11 protein-coding genes and 1 pseudogene are annotated in these 14,047 nt (G+C 55.4%); 6 read left to right on the top strand and 6 right to left on the bottom strand.

All coding sequences use genetic code 11. The features are described from left to right. The first annotated feature begins 340 nt into the window (after nucleotides 1-340). From THIDRDRAFT_RS19145 to THIDRDRAFT_RS27365, 4 genes and pseudogenes are all read left to right on the top strand, one after another. Complete coding sequence (locus THIDRDRAFT_RS19145) at nucleotides 341-817, top strand: hypothetical protein (RefSeq protein WP_007042560.1); 477 nt, start codon at nucleotides 341-343, stop codon at nucleotides 815-817. Nucleotides 818-947: 130 nt separating this feature from the next. Beyond that, nucleotides 948-1,622: a hypothetical protein gene (locus tag THIDRDRAFT_RS25855; RefSeq protein WP_007042561.1), complete on the top strand. Its 675-nt coding sequence runs from the start codon at nucleotides 948-950 to the stop codon at nucleotides 1,620-1,622. Between the two features lie 104 nt (nucleotides 1,623-1,726). Beyond that, nucleotides 1,727-2,233: pseudogene (locus THIDRDRAFT_RS27360) on the top strand (DUF6946 family protein); the annotation flags it as partial. 16 nt (nucleotides 2,234-2,249) lie between these two features. Then, complete coding sequence (locus THIDRDRAFT_RS27365) at nucleotides 2,250-2,435, top strand: DUF6946 family protein (RefSeq protein ID WP_425358451.1); 186 nt, start codon at nucleotides 2,250-2,252, stop codon at nucleotides 2,433-2,435. Nucleotides 2,436-2,887: 452 nt separating this feature from the next. Here THIDRDRAFT_RS27365 and THIDRDRAFT_RS19150 read toward each other — a convergent pair whose 3' ends face one another. From THIDRDRAFT_RS19150 to THIDRDRAFT_RS19180, 6 genes are all read right to left on the bottom strand, one after another. Further along, nucleotides 2,888-4,315: a gamma-aminobutyraldehyde dehydrogenase gene (locus THIDRDRAFT_RS19150; protein WP_007042563.1), complete on the bottom strand. Its 1,428-nt coding sequence runs from the start codon at nucleotides 4,313-4,315 to the stop codon at nucleotides 2,888-2,890. 55 nt (nucleotides 4,316-4,370) lie between these two features. Next, nucleotides 4,371-5,789, bottom strand: a complete 1,419-nt coding sequence (locus tag THIDRDRAFT_RS19155; protein ID WP_007042564.1) for an aminotransferase — start codon at nucleotides 5,787-5,789, stop codon at nucleotides 4,371-4,373. 10 nt (nucleotides 5,790-5,799) lie between these two features. Further along, nucleotides 5,800-6,324, bottom strand: a complete 525-nt coding sequence (locus tag THIDRDRAFT_RS19160; RefSeq protein ID WP_007042565.1) for an SET domain-containing protein-lysine N-methyltransferase — start codon at nucleotides 6,322-6,324, stop codon at nucleotides 5,800-5,802. Nucleotides 6,325-6,393: 69 nt separating this feature from the next. After that, nucleotides 6,394-7,635 (bottom strand): type III PLP-dependent enzyme domain-containing protein, encoded by a 1,242-nt coding sequence (locus tag THIDRDRAFT_RS19165; RefSeq protein ID WP_007042566.1) that lies wholly within the window; start codon nucleotides 7,633-7,635, stop codon nucleotides 6,394-6,396. A 1,311-nt stretch (nucleotides 7,636-8,946) separates the two neighbouring features. Then, a complete protein-coding gene (locus THIDRDRAFT_RS19175) occupies nucleotides 8,947-10,089 on the bottom strand; it encodes a YibE/F family protein (protein WP_007042567.1) in 1,143 nt (380 codons plus the stop codon). A 117-nt stretch (nucleotides 10,090-10,206) separates the two neighbouring features. After that, on the bottom strand, nucleotides 10,207-11,727 hold the full coding sequence (locus THIDRDRAFT_RS19180) for an alkaline phosphatase (RefSeq protein ID WP_007042568.1): 1,521 nt from the start codon (nucleotides 11,725-11,727) through the stop codon (nucleotides 10,207-10,209). Between the two features lie 424 nt (nucleotides 11,728-12,151). Here THIDRDRAFT_RS19180 and nifB point away from each other — a divergent pair, with 424 nt between their 5' ends. Further along, the gene (nifB, locus tag THIDRDRAFT_RS19185; protein WP_007042569.1) at nucleotides 12,152-13,645 is read left to right on the top strand and encodes a nitrogenase cofactor biosynthesis protein NifB; all 1,494 of its coding nucleotides are present in this window, start codon (nucleotides 12,152-12,154) and stop codon (nucleotides 13,643-13,645) included. Between the two features lie 14 nt (nucleotides 13,646-13,659). Then, nucleotides 13,660-13,938, top strand: coding sequence for a 4Fe-4S dicluster domain-containing protein (locus THIDRDRAFT_RS19190; protein WP_007042570.1), 279 nt, complete (start codon nucleotides 13,660-13,662; stop codon nucleotides 13,936-13,938). The last annotated feature ends 109 nt before the right edge of the window (nucleotides 13,939-14,047 follow it).

Here is a 14,047-nt window from a genome sequence, read left to right on the forward strand (position 1 = left end):
CGGGCTTCGTCATCTCGTGCTGACTCGCCCAGGGGCCAAGCCTTCTATGCGGTTTCTGTCCGTCGGCTCGCACTTTTGCACTCGGGCTTCCTCCAGACATCCCCTCGCGGGTTTGCCCTTGCCGTCAGCTAGTAGTTACAGTCCACTTCGTGGACACAGGTACTCCTACAGGGGACTTTCACCCCATGAGTTCACGCCCATGCCGGGCGTACACCAAGGGCTCAACCCGAGCGCATACTGCGCTCGTCGAGCTAAAGCGTATTTTTCAAAGTATGAGGAAGGCGCAGTATGCGCCGGGTTAGCCTTACGTTAGGCCATCCACAGAAAATAGGACAATCCCATGAGCAAAAGTGAACCTTACTGGTTAGGAAAGCGCCCGTTGGATGGAAAAAGGTGGGCGTATACAACATCTGCCGTTGTATTGGACGCAGGTGATTACCACGAAAAGTTGTTTCGGATGTTTCGTCGCTACACAAAACAGTGGAACGATATTGAACTTAACATGGATAGAGATTTATCCGAGCATACACACGAGATCCACGGAGCGCACATTGTCGGGGGCGCTGGCCGCAACTTCACGTTGCACTGGCATAACGATAAAGAAGATCACTGGATTCTTGAAATCCATTATGCCCGAGGATTCTCAGAATATTACCCTGAATTGTCTTGTGCGCGTAACCCCTTCCGTTCCGTCGATGATATCCGAAGCGCTCATCTTCATTCGAAGGGTAACGGTCAAGACAAATTCGAGAAATGGCTGGAGCTTGAAGAGAAGGAGAATAAGGAAAATGGAGAGTGGGACGAATACAAAGCCTAACGCAACTCAAGCCGACCCATACTGCGCCCATAGCTCAGTGCTTTTTTCAGCCTCATAGCAGCGCAGTATGGGTCGGCTTAGGTGTGACGTTAGGCATCTTCCTTTAGCGGATATCTATTGGAGTATCAAAATGATAAATAAGCCATTCGCATTAGCAACGCTCGTCTTTTTGAGCGCAACAAATGTTCACGCAACGCTTTACAATGTAACATATACCAACAACGACGGATCCCAGTGGACAGGTATCGTTGATACAATAACTGATTCACTGATGTTAACTAGCTGGATTGAGGGAGCTGGGGATAAGTCCTGGTGGACCCCCATTGATCCTACATCCATCATTTTTCATGCATATCAAGGTTCACGTTTTCAGAATACTTTATCAAGTCTAACTTCTTACGATGTGCCCGATGTCTGGAACGGAACGATCGATGCAAATTGGGGTTTCTTGTCAGACCTAGGTAAGAAAGAAATCCTCTGGAAAGAAGGTGAATTTACAGGAAATAATTCGCGTTTAGCTTGGGGGCTGGCACCCCTTAACAATGGGAATATTGACAACAAGGTAGAATCGTCGCTTGCTACAGAATATAGCTTCGGATACGTTCCAGCCAGCTCTGACGTCAATTATTATCAAGTATTAGATATTGGCAGTGGTGATACTGTATTAGTAACAAAATCGGTAGTTCCAATTCCTAGTTCTGTTTCGCTATTTGGAATTGGTATCGCTGTTCTTCTAGGCGCAATTAGGCCTTGGAAGACACTCAAGAGAAGGGAAACCGGGGCAGGCCACGTTTTATTTGCGTGAGCTGAAGAATCGCCTAAAACGCCCATAAAGCCGAGGCCATACTGCGCATTGACCTCAGAGCAATCCTATAGTGCCGTACTGGCCCAGTATGGCCCGGCTTATGGGTGACGTTAGCCTTCGAAAACCAGGATAATCGCTCTTTGAGCCAAATTTACATTCCAACTTCAAGCCCGGACCAATGGGCGCAATTTCTCGCCGAACCTGTCAAGCATTGGCGCCAGGGATATTCAGCGCGCGCCCTCGCTTATTCGTGGCAAGAATCTCGTGGCTTCCCCTCCGAGGTCGGATCTGTTCTGGAGTCAGCCTTCCCATCGATAGAGCTTCTTCTGGCCTTTCCAGAGCACAAAGTCCCATTGCCCGGTGGTTCTCGTCCATCGCAAAACGACATCTGGGTTCTCGCTCGCTCGGAAGGTCGGCTTATTTCCATTGCGGTAGAGGGTAAAGTTTCTGAGCCATTCGGCCCCACAGTGCAAGAGTGGCAACCCGACTCCAGTCCTGGCAAAGCCAAGCGCCTTGCATACCTTCTTTCTTTGCTTGATCTGCCTTCGGTCTCAGAGACTACGCGCTATCAACTCCTACATCGCACGGCATCAGCCATCATTGAGGCTCATAGATTCAACGCGGCTGATGCGATCATGCTTGTTCATTCCTTCAGTCAGTCAGTCAAGCGAGTGGTTCCAAGACTACGCGGCCTTTGTTTCGCTCATGGGCGGCAACCCGGCCGAGGACAGCATAATTTCGGTTGGCACGCGCTCTGGCGTTGCGCTTCACTTGGCATGGGTACGTGGCAATGCTGACTACCTTTCCAAGTAGTTCGCCAGCAAGGGCTGGCTGTTGCGCCCTAGGGATTGATGCGGAAGTCGAGCTTCTTTGCCAGAGCAATGTGATGGCTGTCAGCTTCTAGAGAGTGGCTGTCGGAATACCGATCAAATCAAAAGCAGTGACGTAATCCAATAGATCCAGCTTGGATTATTCTAAGAAAATCTGGTGGAATACAGCACGCGTTAACACCGGCGTTAGAATATTCAAGGCGTCCACTCTTCCTTCAATCGATCCGGGACGACTGACGTCTTGGACGGTTTATGCGCAAGATGCGATTCGCACGCTCACCGCATTCTACGGAGAGATGCTTTTCTGGATATCATCTTGATGGCATGGCGATTTGGCGTAGGTGTGAATTCATTCACATCGTCAAGGTTTCGAGTGTGAATGAATTGGCACCTACGCGTATTGAGAGGCGATTGGTCGAAGTTTATGCGATTTTTTCAATGTGTCACAAGCACATGCCGAAGAATGGTGTAATCCTCCAGGCCGTACATGGACAAGTCTTTTCCATAGCCGGTCTGTTTCATGCCGCCGTGAGGCATTTCGTTGGGCAGCATGAAATGGGTGTTGATCCAGGTGGCGCCATACTGAAGCCTGGCGGCAACCGCATGCGCTCGACCGACATCCTTGGTCCAGACCGATGATGCGAGGCCATACTCGCAGTCGTTGGCCCACTCGACCGCCTGCTCGATGCTGTTGTCGAACTTGGTGATCGAAACGACCGGCCCGAAGGCTTCTTCCTGCACGATCTCGTCTTTTTGCAAGGCGCCCTTGAGGACCGTGGGTTCATAGAAAAAGCCAGGGCCATCCACCGGTTTACCTCCACACAGCACCTCGATATGACCGGTGGCCACCGCACGCTGGACGAAGCCATCCACGCGTTCGCGGTGACGGGCGGTAATCAGGGGCGGAATCTCACCTTCAGGGTCGTTGATATCGCCGTATTTGATCGTACTGACCGCTTTAGCGAGCTCTGCAGCAAACGCATCATAGATCCCTTCAGCGGCGTACACTCGACAGGCAGCGGTACAGTCCTGTCCGGCGTTGTAATAGCCATAGCTGCGGATTGTTTCCACGGCATCGGCAATATCGGCGTCATCGAAGATGATTACCGGAGCCTTGCCACCAAGCTCGAAGTGGGTGCGTTTCAAGTTCCCTGCCGCGAGTCGGAGCACCTCTTTACCGGTGTTGACCGAGCCGGTGACGGATATCATGCGCACACGAGGGTGCTTGGCCAGCTCGGCACCAACCTCTGGTCCATTTCCGGCAACGATGTTGAGTACGCCAGCCGGAAAGAGCTCGGCAAAAAATGGCGCCAACTCGAGCATGGTCAGGGGGGTGTTCTCAGAGGGTTTGAAAATCACGCAGTTCCCGGCCGCCAGTGAGGGCGCAATCTTCCAGGCGGCCATCATGAGCGGGTAATTCCAAGGCGAAATTTGGGCAACTACACCAATGGGATCGCGCCGGGTCATGCTGGTCATGCCCTCGAAGTATTCGCCTGCCGCTGATCCGGTCATCAGCCGACAGGCCGAGGCGTAGAAGCGAAAACAGTCGACAATGGCCGGGATCTCATCCTCGAGCATGCGTTGATAGGGCTTGCCGGTATCTAGTGATTCCAGCCGGGATAGTTCTTCGGCGCGTGACTCGATGGTATCTGCAACCTTGGCGAGCAAGGCGCTACGCTCGGCAGGCGTGACCCGCGACCAGCTTTCGAAGGCCTTTTCAGCCGCGATGACCGCATCATTGACCTGAGCTGGGTTTGCGCCCGTGATTTCGGCAATGATTTCCCCGTTTTCGGGATTGACGATCTTTTCGATGCTTCCCTGTCCTTCAACAAGCAATCCGTTTATGAGTAGTTTATCCTGCATACTGTCCTCCCTATTGGGCGACTGGGATCATTGGCCCGCTGTCACGGAACGGGGTTCAAATAAGACCCTTGGCCTTCAGCTCTTCGGTCGCTTGTTCGATGCTTTGGGCCAAGATAGACACCAATTGATCAATGCCTTCCTTATCGATGACCAAGGGGGGGGAGAGGATCAATAGCGCCTCGTAGGGTCGGACGATGAGACCTGCCTCGTCGCAAAATTTGTCGACTGTGCGTGCGGCGGTAATATCCTTGTCCTCGGCTGCCACCGGGTTGCCGCTGATGTTGCATTCGACACAGGCCATAAGGTGATTGCCCCGAGTCTCGCCAACGATGTCGTACTTCTCCAGGGTTTTCAGCCTTTCGATGAAGTAGGGGCCGACCTCCCGCACATGCTCGCAGATATTATCCCGCTGAATAATTTCGATATTCTTTAAGGCAGCGGCACAGGTGATCGGGTGACCGGAATAGGTGTAACCGTTAGTGAAATAGGCTGCTTCCGGTGCATTGTCGCCAGAAATACGGTCGAAGAGGCGATCCGAGATGATCACCGCGCCCATGGGCTGGTAGCCGCTGGTGATACCCTTGGCACAGGTGATCAGATCAGGGATGATCTCCCAGACCGGTTCTGCCGAGAAGAAATGACCGAGGCGACCAAAACCGGTGACGACCTCATCGAGGATATAAAGAATATCGTACTTCTCGCAGAGCGCCTTCATCCCCTTATGGTAACCGGTTGGAGGTACGAGCACTCCGCCGGAGCCCATGATCGGCTCGGCGATAAAACAGGCGATGTTATCCGCACCTATTTCATTGATCTTATCTTCAAACTCACCCAGAAGCTGCTGACAATACGCCTCCAGTGAGAGACCAGGTTCACGCCGGTACGGATTAGGGCAGGAAATATGGTGGATAATATCATCCATATAATGGAAATAGGTGCGGTCAACCTGTTTTCCGGAGAGAGAGGCTGTGAGATACGAGCTGCCATGATAGCTCTCCAGGCGCGAGATAATATGTTTTTTCTCCGGCTTACCAATGGCATTAAAATAAAAGTGGACAAAACGGATTGCCGAATCAACCGCTCCTGAGCCACTGGTCGTGAACTGCACGCGATTCAAATCACCTGGAGTCAGCTCTGCAAGAACGCGGGCAAGCTCTGCGGAAAGCGGATTGGTCATCGCGCCAAAGGGCGTGTAGTAGGCGAGCTTTTGAGCCTGTTTGGCTATAGCCTCGGCAATTTCCACGTTACCATAGCCAATATTGACGCACCACATACCGGCAATGCCGTCAATGTAGCGTTTTCCATCGCTATCGTAGACGTGATACCCCTCTCCCTTGCTGATTACCAGGTCGCCGGTCGTGGGTGCGGTGGCCAAGTCTGCCCAAGGATGAATGGTGTGGCGCTTGTCGGTTTCGCTGATCTGTTCTGTTGTTACTGCCGGATGGGCGGCAGTGGCCTTTACCTGTATCGTCATACCCACCTTCTCATTCGCACTCTACTTCTAGTGTCACTATATCGCTGGATTCGCGACCCAGCGCTTTGAGTTTTTGTTTAATGACGCGCAAGCCCTCTGGGTTCACCATCTCCTTACGGCCGGTGATCCAGAAGCGACAGTTAGGCGTGTCGCAGAGACATGGAAACTGCTTGAAGAGAACATCTTCGGTGGAAGCGTAATCCATGGTCAGGGCCTGTCCCGCCTCGATGTCCCTCAAGGCCCAAATCTCGAACTCGGTCATATCCAGGAAGATATTGGGCGAGCAGGAGTGAAGCAGGTAACCCGTGAAATAAGGGTCGTAGAGATGAGTGGTCGGCGTTATTTGCAGGCTGTGCTGAACGATATTGGGAACGATGTTGCCGGTAATTCGGGCGACAAACTCACCGCGTTTGATGTTATTTTTGGTATAGACTCCGGCTCCTTTTCCATCCTCCTGACGGGTGACAAGGAAGTCCTTTTTCTGAGGATAGCCGTCATTGGGATTAAGACCGTATTCATCAGGGTATATCAGCATCTATTCTCTCCTGTACATCTGATATTTATTTATGAGATCTGACTAATTAGCGGACCTCTTTGAGGCGCTTTATTTGCGCAAATCAACGCCATCGAGCAGAAGACATTCTGAATACTCTCCCCGCATGCAGTGGTTCGAGCCCATTGATGTGGTGTAGGCTCCGGAATTGATGAACACCAACAGGCTTCCCTCTTCAATTGAGGGAAATGGAAGGTCGTCATACATGACGTCGAGTGCCTCGTTGATATTGCCGACAAAGGTTGTCGGCTGCATATTTTCCGCAGCAAAGATCTTTTCTGGAGAATCCGGAAGCCGGCACATAACAGGTTCGGCGGGAAGCTGATAATGGACCGGTTCCATAGTCAGATTGAACCCGCTATTGACACCGACGAAGAGCTTGCCGGATTTCGTTTCCACGGTATTTGCTTCGAGAACGAGCAGGCCAGCGTCCTTGGCAATATAGGTTCCAGGTTCGACATGGATCTCATATCCGCTCGAGCCGAAAACGCGTTCGATAACCCCTGCCCACTGATCGAGATCGAGCTCACTATCATCGCTGGTGAGCGGGACGCCGAGTCCGCCGCCCAGGTTGAGGGCGCTGACGGTGGGGATTTTTCGGATCATCGCCAGGCTGGTTTTCAGGATTTCTTCCCATGAATCCAACTGGTCGTTGAGATAGCCGCAACCTGTGTGGAAGTGGATCCTGGTGATGGCCAGGTCATATTGAGCGGCAAGCTCTATGGCCTCGTCGAGTTCCGAGGCGTATATGCCAAATTTGGTCGGTTTTTCACCACTGTACCGGAGCAGTTCGTTGGAACCGTAACCCGTGCCCATGGCCGGATTGATGCGTAAACCGATCTCTCGACCAGGGGCTCGCTCGCCGACCCGCCGAATCATGCTCAAGCCGTCACAGTTGAGTTTGAGGTCATCGAGGCCGGTGAGGAAATCGAGATCGGCGTTGGAGACCGATGTACCGGTATAGGAGATATCCGAAGGGACGAATCCGCAACTCAGGGCATGAATAACTTCAGCAGGGGCACAGGCATCGATCCCGCAGTCGGTCGCGGTCTTGATGAAGGTCAGCAGAGGGGCGTAGCGATTGGCCTTGAGTGCGTAAAACACCCGGCTTGCCAGGCCCGTACTCTGCAGAGCCTGCTCTACCCGATTAATATTGGCGAGAATGCGTGCTGCACTGTGAACGAAAAGCGGTGTGCCGACCTGCTGGGCAAACTGCTGTATGTTTTTATTAGCGAAGATGAGTTCATTATTGTCGTCGTAGCACAAATCATCTCTTTCCCACCATAGTTTCATTTTTATGTGGCGCTCCATAAATCAGTCGTTCGGTTGATAGAGACTGAGCAGCAGACAAGTTTCTTGGTCTAGCCGCGAGGCGTGAAACTTTTATGAAGCAGACTGTCGCATTCTGATGTGATTTTTGTAACGTGCAGCATTGCGTTACAAACTAGAGCAGAGTCTTTTTCCGGTATCAGGAGGTGCGACCATCGGCCTTGATTTTACTCTTGCCCTTAATAAGTCACGCATGTATTCATGCAAAATGCGCGAACAGCGCTCAGGCAAGAGAAATGAATTCAGCCTTTCCTAGCATTACAACCATGCAGTGTTCCTGAAAGAAAACCCATGAAACTGGAACCCTCCGGATCGAAGGGTAAATATTTCTCAATCAGAACGCGGTACAACGAGGAGATGAGCAGATTGCCTGTATTCAGGAATGCTGGTTCCTGATTTATGCAAGAGGCGGGAAAATAATGCTCGTTTACTAATTCGACTTTGTCAGATTCGCGGAGCTAAATATTTGCAATGAGGGCGTGCAAAAAACTCCTTTTTTATAGCTAAAGAGTAAATTACGACACGAAGATCTCCCATGACCACCAGCCCGATACACCCGAGCCCACGCCAGTGAGAGACTTGACCCGTGCCCAAACTCAGTGGTTCTTCATCGAGCACCGTTTTCGCGAGATCAAGAGCACGTGCGTACGGACCAATTATTCAGGTCCACCGCTTGAATGCGGGTACCACCACATGGCCGTGGTGATGTTGGCGACGCTGTTCATACTCCAGCAGAAGATCCAAGAGTAGAACTCAGTGGCCGACGCTCTCGCTCAACGGTTCTGTCACGGCTCTAGTCCATCTCTTGCCAATGACCAATACCAAGGCGCCAGTCACCGCCGAAGAACTGGCGGACATCATCGCTAAGCGCCATCAACATCCGCCGCAGGCCAAAGCACTCTCTGCTCCGTAGACGACAGAAACGCTGGAATCAAGTCTGACAAAGCAGAACGAAATGATGAATAAATAATGGGTGAAAAACACACGCTTATTGATTTTCAGAGAAAAACAACAGCCTCTAGACCTCAAGTAGCGCTTGCTTAATAAGCATCCTAGCGAGTGGATGGGTGATCAGTCAACGGACCAGTGATTCGCGACGCATTTAAAAATCCTTTTATATCAGTTATTTGGAAAATCGGTCTTCATAAATCTTTAATGCTAATATCTTTATTTATCAAAGATATAAAAGGTTTCAAGGCAAAAAACCCTGTCAACGGGCTATCTTTATTGACAACGACCGGATCAGGGCGGCGAACGGAGGATCGCCAACCCCATCTACCGCGAAACGCTTCCATGCATGCTGGCCCGGTAAAGAAAGGCCGCGACCAGCGCGGTGAAGGGGGCCACTGTGATGAGTCCGAAGCTGCCGACCAGGATGTTGACCACCTCGGCGGCGACGAAGGGGGCGTTGAGGATATTCGCGGCCGGGAGCCCCTTGGCCATGAACAGCAGGAACATGGCGATGTGGCTGCTCGAATAGGCGAGCAGCAGGGTGGTGGTCATGGTCCCGATGACGGCCCTTCCGACCCTCAGCCCTGAGGTCAGGTGCTCGAACAGCCCGATGCCCGGATGATTGCGCTGGATCTCGTCCATGCTGGCGGCGATGTCCATCGCCAGATCCATGACCGCGCCCGATGAGGCGATGAAGATGCTGGCGATGAAGATGTCGGTCAGACGCAGATCGTAGTAGCCGGCATAGAGCAGCGTCTCGGCGAATGGCCTCACCGCGCCGTGCAGATGAAAGGCGTTGACGGACCAGACCGCCAGGGTGCAGGTCAGGGAGACCCCGAGCATGGAGCCGGCGAAGGTCGCGATACCGCGCCGGCTGAGCCCTCCGACCGAGAAGGTGATGACCCCGGTCAGCAGCGCGACCAGCGCCAGTCCGCACGGGATTGGCGGGTAGCCGAGCAGCACCAGGGGAAAGAAGACCTTCCACAGCACCAGGGCGGCGAAGACGAACGACAGCGCCGCCTTGAGCCCGGTGACACCGGCAACCGCGATCAGCAGTACCACGAAGATGCCGATCAGCATCAGCTCCAAGCCCAGCCGGTAATAGCCGCGCGCCATCCCATTGGCCGGCTTGCCGTTCTTGACCCCGTACTCGACCAGGATGACCTGGCCCTCCTCGTAGAACTCGTCGAGCTCCATCTTGCCGGTCAGCATGTTAGTGACCGCCAACTCCTGACCTTCGTATGGACCGTTGAGCAGACGAACGATGAGGAATTGATCCTCGGTCTTGACGATGAGATTGACCCGCACCTGGCTGTTGTCGACCTGGGTGACCAGGGCGCGCGCGTGCAGACCCGTCTCGGCGGAGGGCACGGGCGACAGATTGATCAGGGCGAGCAGACCGCAGATGAGCGCGATGACCAGGGCGAACAGCCAGTCTCGGCTCAAGACGAAGGGAAAGGATTTCATCGGAACTCCATGACCGAACCGCCGCATCACGCGCGACATCATGGCGGTCCGGAACACAAGAACGGCGCCGTCGCAAGGACGGCGCCGTGTGGCGGGAAACGGAGACGGCGGGAGGTCTTATTTGACGACCGGAAGGGTCTCCCGGAAGCCCATGGCCTTGGACAGATTCTTGGCGATGTCCGTGTTGTCGTAGAAGCCGGCGAAGAGGTCTGCCTGACCTCCTTGCGCGAAGACGGGTACCGGAACGCCAGTGTGGGAGTAGGACGTCCAACCGATGCTGGCGACCTCGTTCAGGATGTGGGTAATGGTGACGATGATCGGCTCGTAGTTGCCGTACAACAGCTTGTTCTCGGCGCCACTGTTGTCGTTCTCGCCAATCATGGACATGTCGTAGGCGTCTTCCAGCTTCTCCTTCTGGTAGTCGTTCAGGTCGTTCCAGACGAGTCCAAAGTCATCCTTCAGCAGGGCGACCATCTCGGCGTTGGAGGAGAGATTGTCGTCGGCTGTCCAGTTGTAGCCGCTCTCGTATTTCGCCTTGTGGGCCTCCCACTGATTGGCGGCGAAGTGCTCGAAGCTGTTCGATTGACCGAACAGCTTGTCGTAATAGGCGCTATAGCCCGTGGTCGCGTGACCGATGGTCATGCCGCCCGTCTCGTGGTCGCCGGTCACGACGATCAGGGTGTCGTTCGGATGCTTGGCGTAGAAGGCCAGCGCCTTGGCGATGGCCGCGTCGAAGTCGAGCACGTCGTTGATCGCGGCAACCGCGTCGTTGGCGTGGCAGGCCCAGTCGATCTTGCCGCCCTCGACCATGATGAAGAAGCCGCGGTTGTTCTTCGCGTAGAGGTTTTCGATCGCGACCTCGGTCATCTCGGCCAGCGACAGATTGGTCTCCGGGCGATCGATGGCGTAGGGCATAGCCGAGGAGCGGTCCAGGGTCTCGTTGATGGCGACGACCTTCTCCGGGGCACCACGATCCTTCAGCGCCAGAATCGACGCGCGACCGTTGACCACGGTGTAGCCGTTGGCGGTCAGCAGATCCCAGATGTTGTTCTCGGAGTCTCCGCTACGGGCGGCACCGGTCGGAGCGACGAGGCCACCGCCGCCGAAGAAGTCGTAACCGGACTCGGCGAGCTGGGTCTCGATCTGGTTCATGTAGCCACGGCTGGTCACGCTCGCGTAGTAGGCGGCCGGGGTGGCGTGATCCAGCGAGACACTGGAGAGGATACCGACCTTGCGGCCATGCTCGTGGGCGAGCTGGGCGACGCTCTTGTAGCTGGTGGTCAGGGTATCGTCCATGCCGAGGACCCCGCTCTTGGTCTTGATCCCAGTCGCGAAGGCGGTACCGGCCGAGGCCGAATCGGTCATGAGCGCACCGGCGTCATAAGTGGTCTGCATGCCCTGGATGGGCAGCTGGGTCATATTCAGACGGTTGTCGGGGTTGAGCAGATCGACAGCCTTAATCGCCGAGCCACCATTCTTGGTCGTCAGATAGGCCTCGGTCGCCTGGATCTGGCCGCTCGCCATGCCATCGCCAAGGAAAAAGAAAACGTACTTCGCCAGTGGTGCCGCGTCGGCCAGGCTGGCGGAACAGAGGGCCACCACGGCCAATAACCGGGGGATCGAATGTGTCGGGGTCATTTGCTCAACTCCTGCAAATAGAGACGGACACCGCCCCGGAAACCGGAACGATGAAAAAATCGGGGGGAATCCCAAGCGATCCCCCGTGGTTTGGCGCAGGAAATCTAACGAATAACCATTTCAACAGTGTGACAATTAGATGAAGCTATTCCCGGATCGCCGCCACTGACGACACGGCCGCATCGACCGAAAACGCCCCTCGATCACCCCGCAAGACAGGGATGTCGTCCGCTGTTCCGATTCTCACAAGCGCTTGCCCAGCAACCTGTCGCAATCCTCACAAAGCGGAAAAGCGCCACAGAAAAAACAATTTAAAATCAATTATATATACAGCAAAAACAAGCAGGCATGGCAATTGCTTACATATGGATCAGATTCTTCGATCCACTGGGGCGGGTGCCCCCGATTCTCTGGAGGCAGCGTGATGGAGTTGAAGGTAAAGAGCCAAGGCGGTTGCGCATCGAGCGGCTGCGGCAGCAGCGCGGACCGACTCTCCCATCTACCGGAGGCGATCCGCGCGAAGGTCAACAACCATCCCTGTTTCTCCGAGGATGCGCATCATCACTATGCGCGGATGCATGTTGCGGTCGCGCCGGCCTGCAATATCCAGTGCCACTATTGCAACCGTAAATACGACTGTTCCAACGAGTCGCGCCCCGGCGTGGTCTCCGAACTGCTGACACCGGACCAGGCGGTCAAGAAGGTGCTGGCGGTCGCGGCCAACATCCCGCAGATGACCGTACTCGGCATCGCTGGACCGGGCGATCCGCTCGCCAACCCCGAGCGCACGCTCGAGACCTTCCGCCAGCTCTCCGAGAAGGCCCCGGACATCCGGCTCTGCGTCTCGACCAACGGCCTGGCGCTGCCCGAGCTGGTCGACGAGATCTGCAAGCACAACATCGAACACGTCACCATCACCATCAACTGCGTGGATCCGGACGTGGGCGCCAAGATCTATCCCTGGATCTTCTGGAAGAATCGCCGCGTCAAGGGCCGCAAGGCCGCCGAGATCCTCATCGCGCAGCAGCAGAAGGGGCTCGAGATGCTGGTCGAGCGCGGTGTGCTGGTGAAGGTCAACTCGGTGCTCATCCCGGGCGTGAACGACGCGCACCTCAAGGAGGTCAGCCGTGTCGTCAAGGCCAAGGGTGCCTTCCTGCACAACGTCATGCCTCTGATCGCCGAGGAAGAGCACGGCACCTTCTACGGCCTCATGGGCCAGCGCGGCCCGACCAACGAGGAACTCCAAACCCTGCAGGACGCCTGCGCCGGTGACATGGCCATGATGCGCCACTGCCGCCAATGTCGCGCGGATGCGGTCGGCATGCTCGGCGAGGACCGGGGACACGAATTCACGCTCGACAAGATCGAGACCATGGAGATCGACTACACCGCAGCCATGGCTCGCCGCGCCCAGGTCCATGCCGAGATCGAGGCCAATCGCGCGGCCCAACGCACTCAGAGCGGCGAGGTCTTCGTCTCGCTCGCCTCGCTCAAACGCCCAGCGCCCAAGAAGACCGAGACGCGTCCGGTGCTGATGGCCGTCGCCACCGCCGGCAGCGGTGTCGTCAACCAGCATTTCGGGCATGCCCGCGAGTTCCTCGTCTACGAGGCATCCGCCACGGACGTACGCTTCATCGGGGCACGCAAGGTCGACCTCTACTGTTCCGGCGGCGACACCTGCGGGGACGCCGAGACCACCCTGCAGAAGATCATCCGCACGCTCTCGGGCTGCGAGGTCGTGCTCTGCTCCAAGATCGGCTACGAGCCCTGGGGTCAGCTGGAAGCCGCTGGCATCGTCCCGAACGGCGAGCATGCGATGGAGCCGATCGAGGAGGCCGTCGCCGCCGTCTATCGCGAGATGCTCGAATCGGGCCGCCTCGACCACGCGCCCGCCCCCGAACAACGCATGTCGGCCTGAGAGGAAACGCGACCATGGCACTGACAATCATCGAAAGCTGCGTCAATTGCTGGGCCTGCGAGCCCCTGTGTCCGAGCAAGGCCATCATCGAGGCCAAGCCGCACTTCCTGATCGACGCCAAGAAATGCAGCGAATGCGATGGCGATTTCGCTGAGCCCCAATGCGCGAGCATCTGCCCGATCGAGGGGGCGATTCTCGACGCAGCCGGACTCGCAGTGAATCCGCCGGGCTCCTTGACCGGAATTCCACCCGAGCGTCTGGCTGCGGCCCAGGCCGAAATCCGCGCCCGCTGATCCAGGGCGCGGAGCCGAGACACGCATCGACCGCATAGTGGGATTCCGTTGAACGCCGCACAGGATTGGCTTGTGTCGCATTCAGGTCGAACAGACGACCGGTGTCGAA

The organism is Thiorhodococcus drewsii AZ1 (assembly GCF_000224065.1).
Taxonomy (GTDB): domain Bacteria; phylum Pseudomonadota; class Gammaproteobacteria; order Chromatiales; family Chromatiaceae; genus Imhoffiella; species Imhoffiella drewsii.

What these genes read in the sequence shown, in the direction of transcription:
- nifB (WP_007042569.1), top strand. Translation starts at nt 12,152, where the DNA reads ATGGAGTTGAAGGTAAAGAGCCAAGGCGGTTGCGCATCGAGCGGCTGC.
- THIDRDRAFT_RS25855 (WP_007042561.1), top strand. Translation starts at nt 948, where the DNA reads ATGATAAATAAGCCATTCGCATTAGCAACGCTCGTCTTTTTGAGCGCA.
- THIDRDRAFT_RS19155 (WP_007042564.1), bottom strand. Translation starts at nt 5,789, where the DNA reads ATGACGATACAGGTAAAGGCCACTGCCGCCCATCCGGCAGTAACAACA.
- THIDRDRAFT_RS19180 (WP_007042568.1), bottom strand. Translation starts at nt 11,727, where the DNA reads ATGACCCCGACACATTCGATCCCCCGGTTATTGGCCGTGGTGGCCCTC.
- THIDRDRAFT_RS19160 (WP_007042565.1), bottom strand. Translation starts at nt 6,324, where the DNA reads ATGCTGATATACCCTGATGAATACGGTCTTAATCCCAATGACGGCTAT.
- THIDRDRAFT_RS19150 (WP_007042563.1), bottom strand. Translation starts at nt 4,315, where the DNA reads ATGCAGGATAAACTACTCATAAACGGATTGCTTGTTGAAGGACAGGGA.
- THIDRDRAFT_RS19145 (WP_007042560.1), top strand. Translation starts at nt 341, where the DNA reads ATGAGCAAAAGTGAACCTTACTGGTTAGGAAAGCGCCCGTTGGATGGA.
- THIDRDRAFT_RS19175 (WP_007042567.1), bottom strand. Translation starts at nt 10,089, where the DNA reads ATGAAATCCTTTCCCTTCGTCTTGAGCCGAGACTGGCTGTTCGCCCTG.
- THIDRDRAFT_RS19190 (WP_007042570.1), top strand. Translation starts at nt 13,660, where the DNA reads ATGGCACTGACAATCATCGAAAGCTGCGTCAATTGCTGGGCCTGCGAG.
- THIDRDRAFT_RS19165 (WP_007042566.1), bottom strand. Translation starts at nt 7,635, where the DNA reads ATGAAACTATGGTGGGAAAGAGATGATTTGTGCTACGACGACAATAAT.
- THIDRDRAFT_RS27365 (WP_425358451.1), top strand. Translation starts at nt 2,250, where the DNA reads ATGCGATCATGCTTGTTCATTCCTTCAGTCAGTCAGTCAAGCGAGTGG.